The following is a 14,692-nucleotide window of genomic DNA, read 5'->3' on the forward strand; positions in this document are numbered from 1 at the left end:
CGCGGGCCGCCGCCGGCCCGGCGCCGGCCGTGCCGAGGGCGGTGGCCAGCAGCACGGCGGTGAGGGCGCGGACGCCGAAGCGGGTCCTGGTCATACGGATCCCCCTGGGACTCGTGGGGCGTTGTCCCGGCCACCATGGCAGCTGTCGCGGCCCCGGACGGCCGGTCCGGCGGGGGTTCACCCGCCCGGGTGATGGGGACGCGCCGCGGAGCCCGGGAACGGCGGCGCCCCCGCCCGGTGGGCGGGGGCGCGGGGGGTTCCCGGGGGTGGGGTCAGCACTCGATGACGTTGACGGCGAGGCCGCCGCGCGAGGTCTCCTTGTACTTGATCTTCATGTCGGCGCCGGTCTCCTTCATGGTCTTGATCGCCTTGTCGAGGGAGACGTGGTGGCGGCCGTCGCCGCGCAGGGCCATCCGGGCGGCGGTGACGGCCTTGACGGAGGCCATGCCGTTGCGCTCGATGCAGGGGATCTGGACCAGGCCGCCGACCGGGTCGCAGGTGAGGCCGAGGTTGTGCTCGATGCCGATCTCGGCGGCGTTCTCGACCTGCTCGGGGGTGCCGCCGAGGACCTCGGCGAGGCCGCCGGCGGCCATCGAGCAGGCGGAGCCGACCTCGCCCTGGCAGCCGACCTCGGCGCCGGAGATGGAGGCGTTCTCCTTGAACAGCATGCCGATCGCGCCGGCGGCGAGGAGGAAGCGGACGATGCCGTCCTCGTCGGCGCCCGGGATGAAGTTCAGGTAGTAGTGCAGAACGGCGGGGATGATGCCGGCCGCGCCGTTGGTCGGGGCGGTGACCACCCGGCGGCCGGAGGCGTTCTCCTCGTTGACCGCCATCGCGTAGAGGGTCACCCACTCCATCGCGTTGGCCGGGCCGATGCCCTCGGCGCGCAGCGCGCGGGCGGCCGCGGCGGCGCGGCGGCGCACCTTGAGGCCGCCGGGGAGTATGCCCTCGCGGGACATGCCGGCCCGGACGCACTCCTGCATGACCCGCCAGATCTCCAGCAGTCCGGCGCGGATCTCCTCCTCGGTGCGCCAGGCCTTCTCGTTCTCCAGCATCAGGCCGGAGATGGACAGGCCGGTCTCCCGGGTGAGCCGCAGCAGTTCCTCGCCGGTGCGGAAGGGGTACTTCAGCGCGGTGTCGTCGGGCTTGACCCGGTCCGCGCCGATCGCGTCCTCGTCGACGACGAAGCCGCCGCCGACCGAGTAGTAGGTCTTCTCCAGCACGGTGGAGCCGTCGGCCCGGAAGGCCCACAGGGTCATGCCGTTGGCGTGGTACGGCAGCGAGCGGCGCCGGTGCAGCACCAGCTGGCTGTCCGGGTCGAAGTCGATGGCGTGGACGCCGAGCAGGTTGATCCGCTTCTCGGCGGTGATCCGCTCGACGTCGCGGTCGGCCTGGTCGACGTCGACGGTGCGGGGGGAGTGGTTCTCCAGGCCCAGCAGCACCGCCTTGGGGGTGCCGTGGCCGTGGCCGGTGGCGCCCAGTGAGCCGTACAGCTCGGCGCGGACGGCCGTCACCTCGGTCAGCAGGCCCTCCGACTTCAGGCGGCGGGCGAACATCCGGGCGGCGCGCATCGGGCCGACGGTGTGGGAGCTGGACGGGCCGATGCCGATGGAGAAGAGGTCGAAGACGCTGATGGCCACGGAGGGACGTCCTTGTCTGGTCTCGTGGGTGGTGCCGGCAGGGAGGGGAGGACGGCGGTGGCGGAATGGGTCGGTCGGGCGGGCGGCGACACGGGACGGGGCACCGCGCGCACTCTCCAGTGTGCGCGGTGCCCCGGAATCCCCGGTGTCCGGACGGGGTGAGCCCGGTCACCCGCGGCCGAACGGGAGGACTTACAGGTTCGGGTAGAGCGGGTACTTCTCGGCCAGGGCGGTGACCCGGGCCTTGAGCGCCTCGGCGGTGCCCTCGTCGAAGGCCGGCTTCAGGGCCTCGGCGATGATGTCGGCGACCTCGCGGAAGTCCTCGGCCTGGAAGCCGCGGGTGGCGAGCGCCGGGGTGCCGATCCGCAGGCCGGAGGTGACCATCGGCGGGCGCGGGTCGTTCGGGATGGCGTTGCGGTTGACGGTGATGCCGACCTCGTGCAGGCGGTCCTCGGCCTGCTGGCCGTCGAGCCGGCTGTTGCGCAGGTCGACCAGGACGAGGTGGACGTCGGTGCCGCCGGACAGCACGGAGACGCCGGCCTCGGTGACGTCGGCCTGCAGCAGGCGGTCGGCGAGGATCCGGGCGCCGTCCAGGGTGCGCTGCTGGCGCTCCTTGAACTCCTCCGAGGCGGCGACCTTGAAGGCGACGGCCTTGCCGGCGATGACGTGCTCCAGCGGGCCGCCCTGCTGGCCGGGGAAGACCGCGGAGTTGATCTTCTTGGCGTGCTCGGCCTTGGAGAGGATGACGCCGCCGCGCGGGCCGCCCAGGGTCTTGTGGGTGGTGGTGGTGACCACGTCCGCGAACGGCACCGGGTTGGGGTGCAGGCCCGCGGCGACCAGGCCGGCGAAGTGGGCCATGTCGACCATCAGCAGCGCGCCGACCTCGTCGGCGATGCGGCGGAACTCGGCGAAGTCGAGCTGGCGCGGGTAGGCGGACCAGCCGGCGATGATCAGCTGCGGCTGGTGCTCCTTGGCGAGGCGCTCGACCTCCTCCATGTCGACCTGGCCGCTCTTGTCGTTCACGTGGTACGGCACCACGTTGTAGAGCTTGCCGGAGAAGTTGATCTTCATGCCGTGGGTCAGGTGACCGCCGTGCGCCAGGTTCAGGCCCAGGATGGTGTCGCCCGGCTTGATCAGCGCGAACATCGCGGCGGCGTTGGCCTGCGCGCCGGAGTGCGGCTGGACGTTGGCGTGCTCGGCGCCGAACAGGGCCTTGATCCGGTCGATCGCGATCTGCTCGACCACGTCGACGTGCTCGCAGCCGCCGTAGTAGCGGCGGCCGGGGTAGCCCTCGGCGTACTTGTTGGTCAGCACCGAGCCCTGGGCCTCCATGACCGCCACCGGGGCGAAGTTCTCGGAGGCGATCATCTCCAGGGTGGTCTGCTGGCGGTGCAGCTCGGCGTCGACCGCGGCGGCGATCTCCGGGTCGAGGGCGTGCAGGGACTGGTTCAGAACCGTCATGGTGGGGTCTTCCCGGGAGGAGAGGCAGGAGGGGCCGCGCCTTGCGCGTCGCTGGAAGGGTGGCGGCGGGCGACGGGCGGGCGGGCCGGGACGGCCGCGGGCGGCGGCCGCCCCGGCGGTGGCTCAGGCCGAGGGGTTGGTGAGCGCGGTGTACTCGTCGGCGGTCAGGACGGGGCCGGTCGCCTCGACGCGGACCTTGAACAGCCAGCCACCCTCGAACGGCTCGCCGTTGACCAGGCTGTTGTCGTTCTTGACGTCCTCGTTGACCTCGGTGACCTCACCGGTCACCGGGGAGAACAGGTCGCTGACCGACTTGGTCGACTCCAGCTCGCCACAGGTCTCGCCGGCGGTCACGGCGGAACCGACCTCGGGGAGCTCCACGTAGACGATGTCACCGAGGGCGTCGGCGGCGTGCTGGGTGATGCCGATCGTGGACACACCGTCGGCGTCGGCGGCGGTCAGCCACTCGTGCTCCTCGGTGTACTGCAGGTGCTGGGGGTTGCTCATGGCGTCATTCTCCAGGATGGGAAGCGGGTACGACGAAGCGGCCCGGCGCGCGGACGTTCCTCGCGGGGGGAAACAGGTGGGGGAGGGTCAGCGGGCGCGCTTGTAGAACGGCAGCGCCACGACCTGGACCGGCTCGTGCTTGCCGCGCACGTCCACCGCGACGGTGGTGCCCGGGGCGGCGTGGGCCGCGTCCACGTAGGCCATCGCGATCGGCTTCTCCAGGGTCGGGGAGGGCGAGCCGGAGGTGATCCGGCCGATCGGCTCACCGTCGGTGGAGACCACGGTGTACTCGGCGCGCGGCACGCGCTTGCCCTCGGAGACCAGGCCGACCAGCACCCGCGGCGGGTTGGCCTCGGCCTCGGCGGCGGCGCGCTCCAGGGCCTTGCGGCCGACGAAGGCGCCCTCGTTGGTGGTCTTGTCGAAGCGGACGACCCGGCCCAGGCCCGCGTCGAACGGGGTCAGGTCGGTGGACAGCTCGTGGCCGTACAGCGGCATGCCGGCCTCCAGGCGCAGCGTGTCGCGGCAGGACAGGCCGCAGGGGATCAGCCCGCGGTCGGCGCCGGCCCCGGTCAGCGCCTGCCAGATCTGCTCGGCGTCGCCCGGGTTGCAGAAGATCTCGAAGCCGTCCTCGCCGGTGTAGCCGGTGCGGGCGAGCAGCACGTCGCGGCCGGCCACCTGGGCCGGGAGGATCGCGTAGTACTTCAGGCCGGGCAGGTCGGCCTCGGTGGTGTCGGCCAGGATCGCGGTGGACTCCGGGCCCTGGACGGCGATCAGCGCGTAGGCGTCGCGGTCGTCGGAGACGACGGCGTTGTAGCCCTTGGCCCGGGCGATCAGCTCGTCCAGCACCAGCTGGGCGTTGGAGGCGTTGGCGACGACCAGGAAGGCGTCCTCGCGCAGGCGGTAGACGATCAGGTCGTCCAGGATGCCGCCGTCCTCGGCGCAGATCATGGTGTAGCGGGCGCGCAGCTCGCCGAGCGCGGAGACGAAGCCGACCAGGGCGTGGTCCAGCATCTCGCCGGCCTGCGGGCCGGTGATGGTGATCTCGCCCATGTGCGAGAGGTCGAACAGACCCGCCTTGGTGCGGACGGCGAGGTGCTCCTCGCGCTCGCTGCCGTAGCGCAGCGGCATGTCCCAGCCGGCGAAGTCGGTCATGGTGGCGCCGAGGGCGCGGTGCAGCGCGTCGAGCGCGGTGAGGCGGAGGGACGACATGGCCAGGAACTCCTCGGTCGGGGCACTCAGGGGTGCGCGCGCCGGGACCGGCCCTGCTTCGGGGCGGCGGACCCTGCACGCGGGCATGCGGCGGCTGGGTCTCCCCATCTGTCGTCGAACCTGAGAGCTTCACCGTCCACTGCCCTGCAAGGGACAGCATGGCGGCTTGCACCGTGGGTGGGCGGACGGCAGGGCCGTTCACCGCTTTCCAGATGTGCCTAACCCGTGCGGTAGGGGTGCCTGAGAGATTCCGGGGAGGACTTGCTCCTTCGGCGCCGGCTGTGCCGCCTGACGGTGGCACTCCGGACTCTCCCGCGCGGGTTCGAGCGGCCGGTATGGAGTTGGAGGGGCCTGGGTGGATGCCACCGCAGACGCGCACATCATGGCACGTCCGCACGGATGAGGGGAGGGGGGACTCCCTCACGTCCGGCCTGGCCGCCCGGCGCGGGGGGCCGAAACGCTAGGCTGCGGGCATCGGCGAGTGGAGGGCGGTACGGCGGCGGATGGGGTACCCGGTGGAGCAGCAGGGGTGGGGCGGGGCGGAGTCGGCGCCGCCGGGCGGCGCGTGGCCGGCCAACGAACTGGAGCAGGTGCTCACCGCCGCGCTCGGCGACCCGGGCGCCACCCCCCGGGTGATCGAGGTGCTGGCGCGCAGCCAGGTGTGGATCCCGCTGCCGTCGGGCGGCGACCCGCAGGGTCTTTCGCTGGACCTGCCGACGGTCGAACTGGCCGGCGACCCCTATGTCCCGGTGTTCTCCTCCCAGGAGGTGTTCCTCCAGCAGGCGCCGGGGATGCCGTTCGTGGTCGCACCGGTGTGGGAGTTCGCCCGCGGTCTGCCGCTGGGCGTGGGCATCGCGGTCAACCCCGAGGCGGCGGTGGGCATCCCGGTGCCGCCGGAGGGCGTGGCCGAGCTGCGCCGCGGGCCCCGCGAGGACCGCTGGGACGCCGGGCCGGACGGGCCGGGCGGGCCGGACGCGGCGCCGGGCGGCGGCCGGGTGGCGCTGCGCGAGCTGGTGCCCGGGGAGGACCCGGAGGCGTTCCTGGCCGCCTGCCGCGGCGAACTCGCGGCGCTGCCGGGAGTGCTGAGCGCGCGGCGGGCGCTGGCGAGCGTCGAGGGCGAGCCGACCGTGATGTTCGTGGGCGTCCAGCTGGACCCGTTGGCCCCGGCCGACCCGGCCGAGGTGAACGGCGCATTGGGACGAGCGCTGGGAACCGCGCCGCTGCCTGGCGGCGTCCACCTCGTACTGCTCGACCTCGCGGACGATCCGGTGGTCGACTGGCTGGTGAACCGGGTCGCGCCGTTCTACGTGCGGGGCTGATCCGGCCTCCGGCCGTCGTCCGTCCGGTGTCCGCCGGACGGGGTGCGGGCGGGGTGGCGGCGCGAACCCTGGCACGTCGGCGTGGCGGGGGTCGGCGGCCGCCCCATAGGGTTCGTGCTGACGGCCGCCGGGCCGCCGGTGACGGACGAGGAACGAAGAAGCGCAGCGAGGTGGGCGCATGAGTGCGGGATCGGTAGCTGGCGGTGCACCGGGGCCCTGGGGCCAGGCGCCCACCGGACGCCCGGATCCGGGCGCGCTGGAGCGCGCGCTGCGCGAGGTGGCGCCGGAGCGCTACGAGGCCTACGAGACGATGCTGCACGCGCTCGCCGAGGGCCGGGTCTGGATGCTGCTCTGGCACGGCACCCCGGGCAGTCCGGACGCCCAGTACGGGAACATGGAGATCAGCGGTCACGGCTACGCCCCGGCCGTCACCTCGCCCGAGCAGCTGGCGGCGTCCGGCTGGGCGCGGGCGCACGAGGTGATCTCCGGCCGGGAGATCGCGGCCTCGCTGTACCGGACCCGGTGGGGGCTCTGGCTGAACCCGCACGCCCCGGGCGGCGGGGTGGGCGTGCCGTGGGCGGACCTCCGGCGGGTCGCCGCGGGCCTGGACCGGCTGCCGGCCGGGCCGTTGAAGCTGAGCGAGCCGCAGGTGCCGGCGCAGGGGTTCTTCGCGCTGCTGGAGCGGCAGGCGGTCGAGGTGCGCGCGGTGAAGGCGCTGCGCCGGGCCTGGGTGCGGCCGTCGGTGGGCGAACCGTACCTGGCCATCGGTCTGGACCTGTACGAGAGTTCGCCGCCCACGGTGGAGGCCGTGCGGGCGCTGATGCAGCGGGCGATCGCGGTCGCGCCGGAGGGGCTGGCGGTCTCGACGGTGGCGATGGCGGACGAGTACGACCCGGTGGCGCTGTGGATGCGGGCCAACGCGCGCCCGTTCTACGACCGGGAGGCCGGCGGGCACGGCCGACCGCAGACGGGCCCGTACCCGCCGGTGCCCCCGCCGCCGTACGCCTCGCAGCAGGGTCCGGCCCAGGGGCAGGGCTTCGGCTACGGCACGCGTCCGCCGGCCCCGGGCTGGCCGGGGCAGCAGCCCCCGCCGCAGCAGCCGTGGCCCGGCTACCCCGGTCGCTGACCGGCCGAACACACCGAACATTCGCCGAGGAAACCGGCTTGACGTCCCGTCAGGCCGGTTTCGGTGTTTTTCCGGACGATCTCGCAGAAGCGACTGGCAGACATATTGACATGGCTGTTACAGCTGTGTGAAGAGGGATATGCCGAAGATCGTGGAGGTGCATGCGGACAGATCACAGTTGGGCATCTGTCGGTTGTCAGGGCTGGCGCAAGCCAGTTCGGATGGCAGAGAGTTCTGCAACAGCCCACCGCGCGTGGTTGGCGCCTCACAAAGGCGAACGCGCTGACGGGCCGCATGATCCACGTGACGCCCATCCCGCGTGGCAGCAGTACTGAGCACGTCGTACCGCTGGGAAGCACCCCGCACCTGCACCTCCGCACGTCCGCACCCAAGCACGTCCGCACCAGCCGAGCCGCCGATCCCGGCGTCCGGCACCCGTGGGCCGGCCACCGTCGGCGAGGGGACCGAACTGACCATGACCGCACCCATCAAGACCGCCGGCGACGCACCGGAGGCAGACGCCGCCGCGAGCCCGGCCAAGAAGATCGAGGGCCGTTCGCTCGGCCGGATCGCCTGGACCCGCTTCAAGCGGGACAAGGCCGCCGTCGTCGGCGGCATCGTGGTGATCCTGCTCATCCTGCTCGCCGTGCTGGCCAAGCCGATCGAGTCGGTCTTCGGCCTCGACCCCGACGCCCTCCACCAGGACCTGCTGGACGCCGACCTCGGCGGCCTGCCGCTGGGCGACTGGGGCGGCATGAGCTGGGACCACCCGCTCGGCGTCGACCCGCTGCAGGGCCGTGACCTGATGACCCGCGTCATCGAGGGCTCCTGGGTCTCCCTGCTGGTCGCCTTCGGCGCGACCGTCCTGTCCAACACCATCGGCACCGTGCTCGGCATCATGGCCGGCTACTACGGCGGCTGGGTGGACACCCTGATCAGCCGGGTGATGGACGTCTTCCTCGCCTTCCCGCTGCTGCTCTTCGCCATCGCGATCTCCACCTCGCTGCAGGGCGGCGCGTTCGGACTGCACGGCCTCCCGCTGCACATCGTGGTGCTGATCTTCGTGATCGGCTTCTTCAACTGGCCCTACATCGGCCGGATCGTGCGCGGACAGACCATCTCGCTGCGCGAGCGCGAGTTCGTCTACGCGGCCCGCAGCCTGGGCGCCCGGGGACCGTTCATCCTGTTCAGGGAACTGCTGCCCAACCTGGTCGGTCCGATCCTGGTCTACTCGACCCTGCTGATCCCGACCAACATCCTCTTCGAGGCCGGGCTGAGCTTCCTCGGCGTCGGCATCCAGCCTCCGCAGGCCTCCTGGGGCGGGATGCTCCAGGACGCGATCCGGTACTACCAGGTGGACCCCCAGTACATGGTGGTCCCCGGTCTGGCGATCTTCATCACCGTGCTCGCCTTCAACCTGCTCGGCGACGGGCTGCGTGACGCCCTCGATCCCAAGAGCAACTGACGAAGCGTCAGGATCCCTCGTTCGGCCACCACTTCCCCAAGGGGTTGATCTCACCATGCGTAGGTCCCGTACCGTCGCGCTGACCGCCACGGCCGCTGCCGCGGTCCTGGTCGTCACCGGCTGCTCGTCGAGCACCAAGAGCGACGACGCCAAGTCCACCGCCGCCGGCACCGAGGCCGCCGGCGGCTCCGGGGCCAACGCGGCCACCAAGGGCATCGTCAACGCCTCGGACAAGAAGGGCGGGACGGTCACCTTCGAGATGAAGGGCACCCCGGACTCGCTCGACCCGGGCAACACGTACTACGCCTACATCTACAACTTCTCGCGCCTGTACGGCCGGCCGCTCACCACCTTCCAGCCGGGCGCCGGCGAGGCGGGCAACAAGCTCGTCCCGGACCTCGCCGAGTCGCTCGGCCAGGTCAGCGCGGACGGCCTGACCTGGACGTACAAGCTGCGCAAGGGCCTGAAGTACGACGACGGCACCCCGATCACCTCGAAGGACGTCAAGTACGCCGTCGAGCGCTCCAACTTCGCGCCGGAGGTCAACTCCAACGGCCCGACGTACTTCAAGGAGCTGCTGGTCGACAACGAGACCCCGTACGCGGGTCCGTACAAGGACAAGACCGGTGACCTGAAGTCGATCGAGACGCCCGACGACACCACCATCGTCTTCCACCTGAAGCACGCCTTCGCCGACTTCGACTACCTGGTCAGCGCCCCGCAGACGGTCCCGGTCCCGCAGGCCAAGGACACCGGCGCCGAGTACGTCAAGAAGATCGCCGCCTCCGGCGCCTTCAAGTTCGAGTCCTACGAGGACGGCAAGCAGGCCGTCCTGGTGCCGAACACCAACTGGGACCCGGCCACCGACCCGATCCGCAAGCAGCTGCCGGACAAGATCGTGCTGCGGATGAACATCGACCAGGCCACCATCGACAAGGACCTGCTGGCCGGCAACGCCCAGGTCGACCTGGTGGGCGGCGGCGTCGACCCGCAGACCCAGGCGCAGATCCTGCAGAACCCGAAGCTGAAGGCCAGCACCGACAACGCCTACGGCGGCCGCAAGGTCTACATGGCGATCAACACCGAGGTCGCGCCGTTCGACAACATCGAGTGCCGCAAGGCCGTCCAGTTCGCGGTCGACAAGGTCTCGGTGCAGACCGCGCTCGGCGGCCCGGTCCGCGGCCAGGTCGCCCACACCATGCTCCCGCCGGACATCCCGGGCCACCAGGACTTCAACCTGTGGGAGACCAAGGACAACAAGGGTGACGAGGCCAAGGCCAAGGAGGCCCTGAAGGCCTGCGGCAAGGACGGCATCACCACCGTGCTCTCCGCCCGCACCGAGCGTGCCACCGAGGTCGCCGCCGCCACCTCGATCCAGGCCGCGCTGAAGAAGGTCGGCATCAACGCCGAGATCCAGCAGTTCCCGCAGGGCAAGTACCTGGCCGACAGCGCCGGCGCTCCGGCGTTCGCCAAGGAGCACAACATCGGCCTGATGATGATGCAGTGGGGCGCCGACTGGCCGACCGGCTACGGCTTCCTGCAGCAGATCGTCGACGGCCGCGCGATCAAGGCCTCCGGCAACAGCAACCTGCCCTCGCTGAACGACCCCGCGATCAACAAGCTGCTCGACGACGCCGCCACCAACCCGGACCGGGCGGCCCGCGAGAAGATCTACGGCGACATCGACAAGAAGGTCATGGAGCAGGCGGTCTACGTCCCGCTGACCGACTTCAAGGTCTTCCTGTACCGCCCGGACAACGCCACCAACCTCGTGTCCACGCCGGCCTTCTCGGGTGAGTACGACTACCTGAACATCGGCACCACCAAGTAAGAGCCTGGCTCCGCATCCCTGAAGGCAGGTGAAGGCAGCGGCGCCCGCCGCCGTCCGGAGGATCCCGGACGGCGGCGGGCGGCCGGAGCCGACCAACTGTGTTTGCCTACATCATCCGCAGGATCCTCGCGGCGGCGGTGCTGCTGCTGGTCGTCAGCGCGGTCACCTTCGCGATCTTCTTCCTGCTCCCGCGCCTCGCCGGACAGACGGCCGACCAGCTGGCCACCCAGTACATCGGGAAGAACCCGTCCCCCGACGCGATCAAGGCGGTCAAGCAGAACCTCGGCCTCGACCAGCCGCTGTACACGCAGTACTGGAACTTCCTCAAGGGCCTGGTCAGCGGCGCCGAGTACACCTTCGGCCCGGAACCGGCCACCTGCCACGTGCCCTGCTTCGGCTACTCCTTCAAGAACCACCTCGAAGTCTGGCCCGAGCTGACCAAGCGCATCCCGGTCACCATCTCGCTCGCCATCGGCGCCGCCGTGATCTGGCTGGTCTCCGGCGTCACCACCGGTGTGATCTCCGCGCTCAAGCCGCGCTCGATCTTCGACCGCCTCTCGATGGGCGTCGCGCTCGCCGGCGTCTCGCTGCCGGTCTTCTTCACCGGCGCGCTGCTGCTCACCGTGTTCAGCTACGAGTGGCCGATCCTGGACAACCTCCAGTACGTCGACTTCACCGACAACCCGGTGATGTGGGCCCGCAACCTGATCCTCCCGTGGATCTCGCTGGCCTTCCTCTACTCCGCGCTCTACGCCCGGCTCACCCGCGCCGGAATGCTGGAGACGATGAGCGAGGACTACATCCGCACCGCCCGGGCCAAGGGCCTGGCCGAGTCCAAGGTCGTCACCCGGCACGGGCTGCGGGCCGCGCTCACCCCGATCGTCACCATCTTCGGCATGGACCTCGGCCTGCTGCTCGGCGGCGCGCTGATCACCGAGCAGGTCTTCTCGCTCCAGGGCGTCGGCCAGTTCGCCGTCCAGGCGATCTCCGACAACGACCTGCCGAAGATCCTCGGCGTCACCCTGCTCGCCGCCTTCTTCATCGTCCTCTGCAACCTCGTGGTTGACCTCCTGTACGCCGCTGTCGACCCCCGGGTGAGGCTGTCGTGACCGAGCTCCAGAAGACCCCGGCCCGCGCGGCCGCCCCGGGCGGGAAGGACGCCTTCCTCTCCGTCCGGGACCTGCGGATCCACTTCGACACCGACGACGGCCTGGTCCGCTCCGTCGACGGGGTGGGCTTCGACCTCGCCAAGGGCCGCACCCTCGGCATCGTCGGCGAGTCCGGCTCCGGCAAGTCCGTCACCTCGCTCGGCATCATGGGCCTGCACCGCTCCAAGCGGGCCCGGATCAGCGGCGAGATCTGGCTCGACGGCGAGGAGCTGATCGCGGCCGGTCCCGACCGGGTCCGCGAGCTGCGCGGCCGGCAGATGGCGATGATCTTCCAGGACCCGCTCACCGCGATGCACCCCTACTACACGGTGGGGCAGCAGATCGTCGAGGCCTACCGGGTGCACCACCCGCGGGCGAGCAGGAAGCAGGCCCGCGCCCGCGCCGTCGAGATGCTCGACCGGGTCGGCATCCCGCAGCCCGACCGCCGGGTCGACGACTTCCCGCACCAGTTCTCCGGCGGCATGCGCCAGCGCGCCATGATCGCCATGGCGCTGGTCAACGACCCCTCGCTGCTGATCGCCGACGAGCCCACCACCGCCCTGGACGTCACCGTGCAGGCCCAGATCCTGGACCTCATCCGGGACCTCCAGGAGGAGTTCGGCTCGGCCGTCATCATCATCACCCACGACCTCGGGGTGGTCGCCGAGCTCGCCGACGACATCCTCGTGATGTACGGCGGCAAGTGCGTCGAGCGCGGCCCGGCCGAGACCATCTTCGACGCGCCCGAACACCCCTACACCTGGGGTCTGCTGGGCTCGATGCCGCGCCTCGACCGCGAGCTGCAGGACCGCCTCGTCCCGGTCAAGGGCACCCCGCCCAGCCTGATCAACGTGCCGTCCGGCTGTGCCTTCCACCCGCGCTGCCCCTACGCCGCGCTGACCGGCGGGCGCTCCACCGAGGAGACCCCCGGTCTCACCGAGGTCGCGCCCGGACACCACGCCGCCTGCCACCTCGCGCTCGCCGAGCGGCACCGGATCTTCGCCGAAGAGATCGCGCCCCGGCTGTGAGCCCGGCCTCGTACCACCTTTCTGGAGAGAACCGATGACGGACACTCAGGCGGCGGGCACCGACCCCATGAAGAAGGTGCCCGCGCAGGCGCCCGCCTCGGACCGGCGGCCGCTGCTCAAGGTGACCGGCCTGACCCGGCACTTCCCCATCCACAGCGGTCTGCTGCGGCGCCAGAGCGGCGCCGTCCGGGCGGTCGACGGCATCGACTTCACCGTCAACGCCGGCGAGACCCTGGGCGTCGTCGGCGAGTCCGGCTGCGGCAAGTCGACGATGGGCCGGCTGGTCACCCGGCTCGACGAACCCACCGGAGGGACGGTCGAGTTCGAGGGCACCGACATCACCCACCTGGGCGTCGGGGCGATGCGGCCGCTGCGCCGCGACATCCAGATGATCTTCCAGGACCCGTACTCCTCGCTGAACCCCCGGCACACCGTCGGCACCATCATCGGCGCGCCGTTCAAGCTGCAGAAGGCCGAGCCCGCGGGCGGGATCAAGAAGGCCGTCCAGGAGTTGCTGGAGCTGTGCGGACTCAGCCCCGAGCACTACAACCGCTACCCGCACGAGTTCTCCGGCGGCCAGCGCCAGCGCATCGGCATCGCCCGGGCGCTCGCCCTGCGGCCCAAGATGATCGTCGCGGACGAGCCGGTCTCCGCGCTCGACGTCTCCATCCAGGCCCAGGTGGTCAACCTGCTCGACGACCTCCAGAAGGAGCTCGGCCTGACCTACCTGATCATCGCGCACGACCTCTCGGTGGTCCGGCACGTCTCCGACCGGGTCGCGGTGATGTACCTCGGCAAGATCGTCGAGATCGCCGACCGGGACTCGCTCTACCGCACCCCGATGCACCCGTACACCACCGCGCTGATGTCCGCCGTGCCGGTGCCCGACCCGCGCCGCCGGCAGCGCGCCGGGCGCGAGCGGATTCTGCTCAAGGGCGACGTGCCCTCGCCGATCAACCCGCCCAGCGGCTGCCGCTTCCGCACCCGCTGCTGGAAGGCCCAGGAGATCTGCGCGAGCCAGGAGCCGCCGCTCGCCGCCGCGAGCGCGGGGCACCAGGTGGCGTGCCACTTCCCGGAGGGCGCCTCCGGGGAAAAGACGCTCGCCTCCGCGTGACCGTCCGACCGGAGGGGAGGCTCGGCCGGGTCACACTGGTGCCGTGACCTCGCAGATCTTCCCCTCCGACGTGCAGCAGTCGCTGGACCTCGTCGGCATCTTCGTCTTCGCCCTCTCCGGGGGGCTGCTCGCCGTCCGCAAGAACATGGACATCTTCGGCATCTGTGTGCTGGCCGAGGTCACCGCGCTCGGCGGCGGCGTGATGCGTGACCTCGTCATCGGGGCCACCCCGGTCGCCGCCTTCACCAACCTCGGCTACTTCGTCACCCCGCTGGTCGCCGCCCTGGTCGTCTTCTTCCTGCACCCCGAGGTCGAACGGATCAACCGCGCCGTGCAGACCCTCGACGCGCTCGGCCTCGGCCTGTTCTGCGTCACCGGCACCGCCAAGGCCCACGACTTCGGCCTCGGCGCCGTCGCCGCCGTCGCCCTCGGCATGGTGACCGCCGCCGGCGGCGGCGTGATGCGCGACGTCCTGGCCGGCGAGATCCCCTCGCTGCTCCGCTGGGACCGCGAGATCTACGCCGTGCCCGCCCTGGTCGGCGCCGCCCTGGTCGCCGTGCTGATCGCGCTCGACGGCCTCACCGCCGCCACCGGCACCGCCGCCGCGCTCACCGCGTTCGGCCTGCGGATGCTCGCCCTCAAGTACGGCTGGCGTGCGCCGAGGGCCTGGCGCCGCAACGGTTCTCGCACCAGCGAGGAGTAGGCGAGCCGCCGTACGCCAGCGAGATCGCCTCCGCCGTGCAGAGCAGCTCGGGCACCAGCCGCGCCAGCTCGGCCGACGGCAGCCGGTCCGCCGGCGCCGAGTTCGCGCACGCCGCGACCGGCCGCCGGTCGCTGCCCGCCA

The 14,692-nt window shown here is 71.5% G+C and carries 12 protein-coding genes and 1 riboswitch; of the genes, 8 read left to right on the forward strand and 4 right to left on the reverse strand.

Features of this window, described 5'->3' with window-relative positions; genetic code table 11:
• Positions 1–272: 272 nt before the first annotated feature.
• The 4 genes from ABD308_RS30930 to gcvT form a co-directional block, all read right to left on the reverse strand.
• The gene (locus ABD308_RS30930; protein WP_344342364.1) at positions 273–1,640 is read right to left on the reverse strand and encodes an L-serine ammonia-lyase; all 1,368 of its coding nucleotides are present in this window, start codon (positions 1,638–1,640) and stop codon (positions 273–275) included.
• A gap of 192 nt (positions 1,641–1,832) precedes the next feature.
• Complete coding sequence (gene glyA, locus ABD308_RS30935; protein ID WP_344342366.1) at positions 1,833–3,101, reverse strand: serine hydroxymethyltransferase; 1,269 nt, start codon at positions 3,099–3,101, stop codon at positions 1,833–1,835.
• A 123-nt stretch (positions 3,102–3,224) separates the two neighbouring features.
• Entirely contained in the window at positions 3,225–3,608 is a 384-nt protein-coding gene (gcvH, locus tag ABD308_RS30940) for a glycine cleavage system protein GcvH (protein WP_344342368.1), read from the reverse strand.
• An 87-nt stretch (positions 3,609–3,695) separates the two neighbouring features.
• A complete protein-coding gene (gene gcvT / locus ABD308_RS30945) occupies positions 3,696–4,817 on the reverse strand; it encodes a glycine cleavage system aminomethyltransferase GcvT (RefSeq protein ID WP_344342370.1) in 1,122 nt (373 codons plus the stop codon).
• 218 nt (positions 4,818–5,035) lie between these two features.
• A riboswitch (glycine riboswitch) is annotated at positions 5,036–5,142 on the reverse strand.
• Between the two features lie 178 nt (positions 5,143–5,320).
• Here gcvT and ABD308_RS30950 point away from each other — a divergent pair.
• The 8 genes from ABD308_RS30950 to ABD308_RS30985 all read left to right on the forward strand — a co-directional run bounded on the left by ABD308_RS30950 (position 5,321) and on the right by ABD308_RS30985 (position 14,551).
• Entirely contained in the window at positions 5,321–6,136 is an 816-nt protein-coding gene (locus tag ABD308_RS30950) for an enhanced serine sensitivity protein SseB C-terminal domain-containing protein (protein WP_344342372.1), read from the forward strand.
• Positions 6,137–6,314: 178 nt separating this feature from the next.
• The gene (locus tag ABD308_RS30955) at positions 6,315–7,262 is read left to right on the forward strand and encodes an enhanced serine sensitivity protein SseB (RefSeq protein WP_425554891.1); all 948 of its coding nucleotides are present in this window, start codon (positions 6,315–6,317) and stop codon (positions 7,260–7,262) included.
• 475 nt (positions 7,263–7,737) lie between these two features.
• Positions 7,738–8,727: an ABC transporter permease gene (locus ABD308_RS30960; RefSeq protein WP_344342374.1), complete on the forward strand. Its 990-nt coding sequence runs from the start codon at positions 7,738–7,740 to the stop codon at positions 8,725–8,727.
• Positions 8,728–8,782: 55 nt separating this feature from the next.
• Positions 8,783–10,558 carry an ABC transporter substrate-binding protein gene (locus ABD308_RS30965; protein ID WP_344342376.1) on the forward strand — a complete coding sequence of 592 codons (1,776 nt, stop codon included), beginning with the start codon at positions 8,783–8,785 and terminating at the stop codon, positions 10,556–10,558.
• 98 nt (positions 10,559–10,656) lie between these two features.
• Positions 10,657–11,667: an ABC transporter permease gene (locus ABD308_RS30970; RefSeq protein ID WP_344342378.1), complete on the forward strand. Its 1,011-nt coding sequence runs from the start codon at positions 10,657–10,659 to the stop codon at positions 11,665–11,667.
• On the forward strand, positions 11,664–12,734 hold the full coding sequence (locus ABD308_RS30975) for an ABC transporter ATP-binding protein (RefSeq protein WP_344342380.1): 1,071 nt from the start codon (positions 11,664–11,666) through the stop codon (positions 12,732–12,734). The genes ABD308_RS30970 and ABD308_RS30975 overlap by 4 nt, the downstream gene beginning before the upstream one ends.
• Positions 12,735–12,768: 34 nt before the next feature.
• Complete coding sequence (locus ABD308_RS30980) at positions 12,769–13,848, forward strand: ABC transporter ATP-binding protein (protein WP_425554892.1); 1,080 nt, start codon at positions 12,769–12,771, stop codon at positions 13,846–13,848.
• A 43-nt stretch (positions 13,849–13,891) separates the two neighbouring features.
• Entirely contained in the window at positions 13,892–14,551 is a 660-nt protein-coding gene (locus ABD308_RS30985; protein ID WP_344342382.1) for a trimeric intracellular cation channel family protein, read from the forward strand.
• Positions 14,552–14,692: the final 141 nt, after the last annotated feature.

The sequence above is a fragment of the Kitasatospora putterlickiae genome (assembly GCF_039527695.1).
Taxonomy (GTDB): domain Bacteria; phylum Actinomycetota; class Actinomycetes; order Streptomycetales; family Streptomycetaceae; genus Kitasatospora; species Kitasatospora putterlickiae.

Bases quoted from the DNA above. Each gene is read 5' to 3' on its own strand.
- gcvT (WP_344342370.1), bottom strand. From the start codon at position 4,817: ATGTCGTCCCTCCGCCTCACCGCGCTCGACGCGCTGCACCGCGCCCTC.
- gcvH (WP_344342368.1), bottom strand. From the start codon at position 3,608: ATGAGCAACCCCCAGCACCTGCAGTACACCGAGGAGCACGAGTGGCTG.
- ABD308_RS30950 (WP_344342372.1), top strand. From the start codon at position 5,321: ATGGGGTACCCGGTGGAGCAGCAGGGGTGGGGCGGGGCGGAGTCGGCG.
- ABD308_RS30965 (WP_344342376.1), top strand. From the start codon at position 8,783: ATGCGTAGGTCCCGTACCGTCGCGCTGACCGCCACGGCCGCTGCCGCG.
- ABD308_RS30955 (WP_425554891.1), top strand. From the start codon at position 6,315: ATGAGTGCGGGATCGGTAGCTGGCGGTGCACCGGGGCCCTGGGGCCAG.
- glyA (WP_344342366.1), bottom strand. From the start codon at position 3,101: ATGACGGTTCTGAACCAGTCCCTGCACGCCCTCGACCCGGAGATCGCC.
- ABD308_RS30960 (WP_344342374.1), top strand. From the start codon at position 7,738: ATGACCGCACCCATCAAGACCGCCGGCGACGCACCGGAGGCAGACGCC.
- ABD308_RS30980 (WP_425554892.1), top strand. From the start codon at position 12,769: ATGACGGACACTCAGGCGGCGGGCACCGACCCCATGAAGAAGGTGCCC.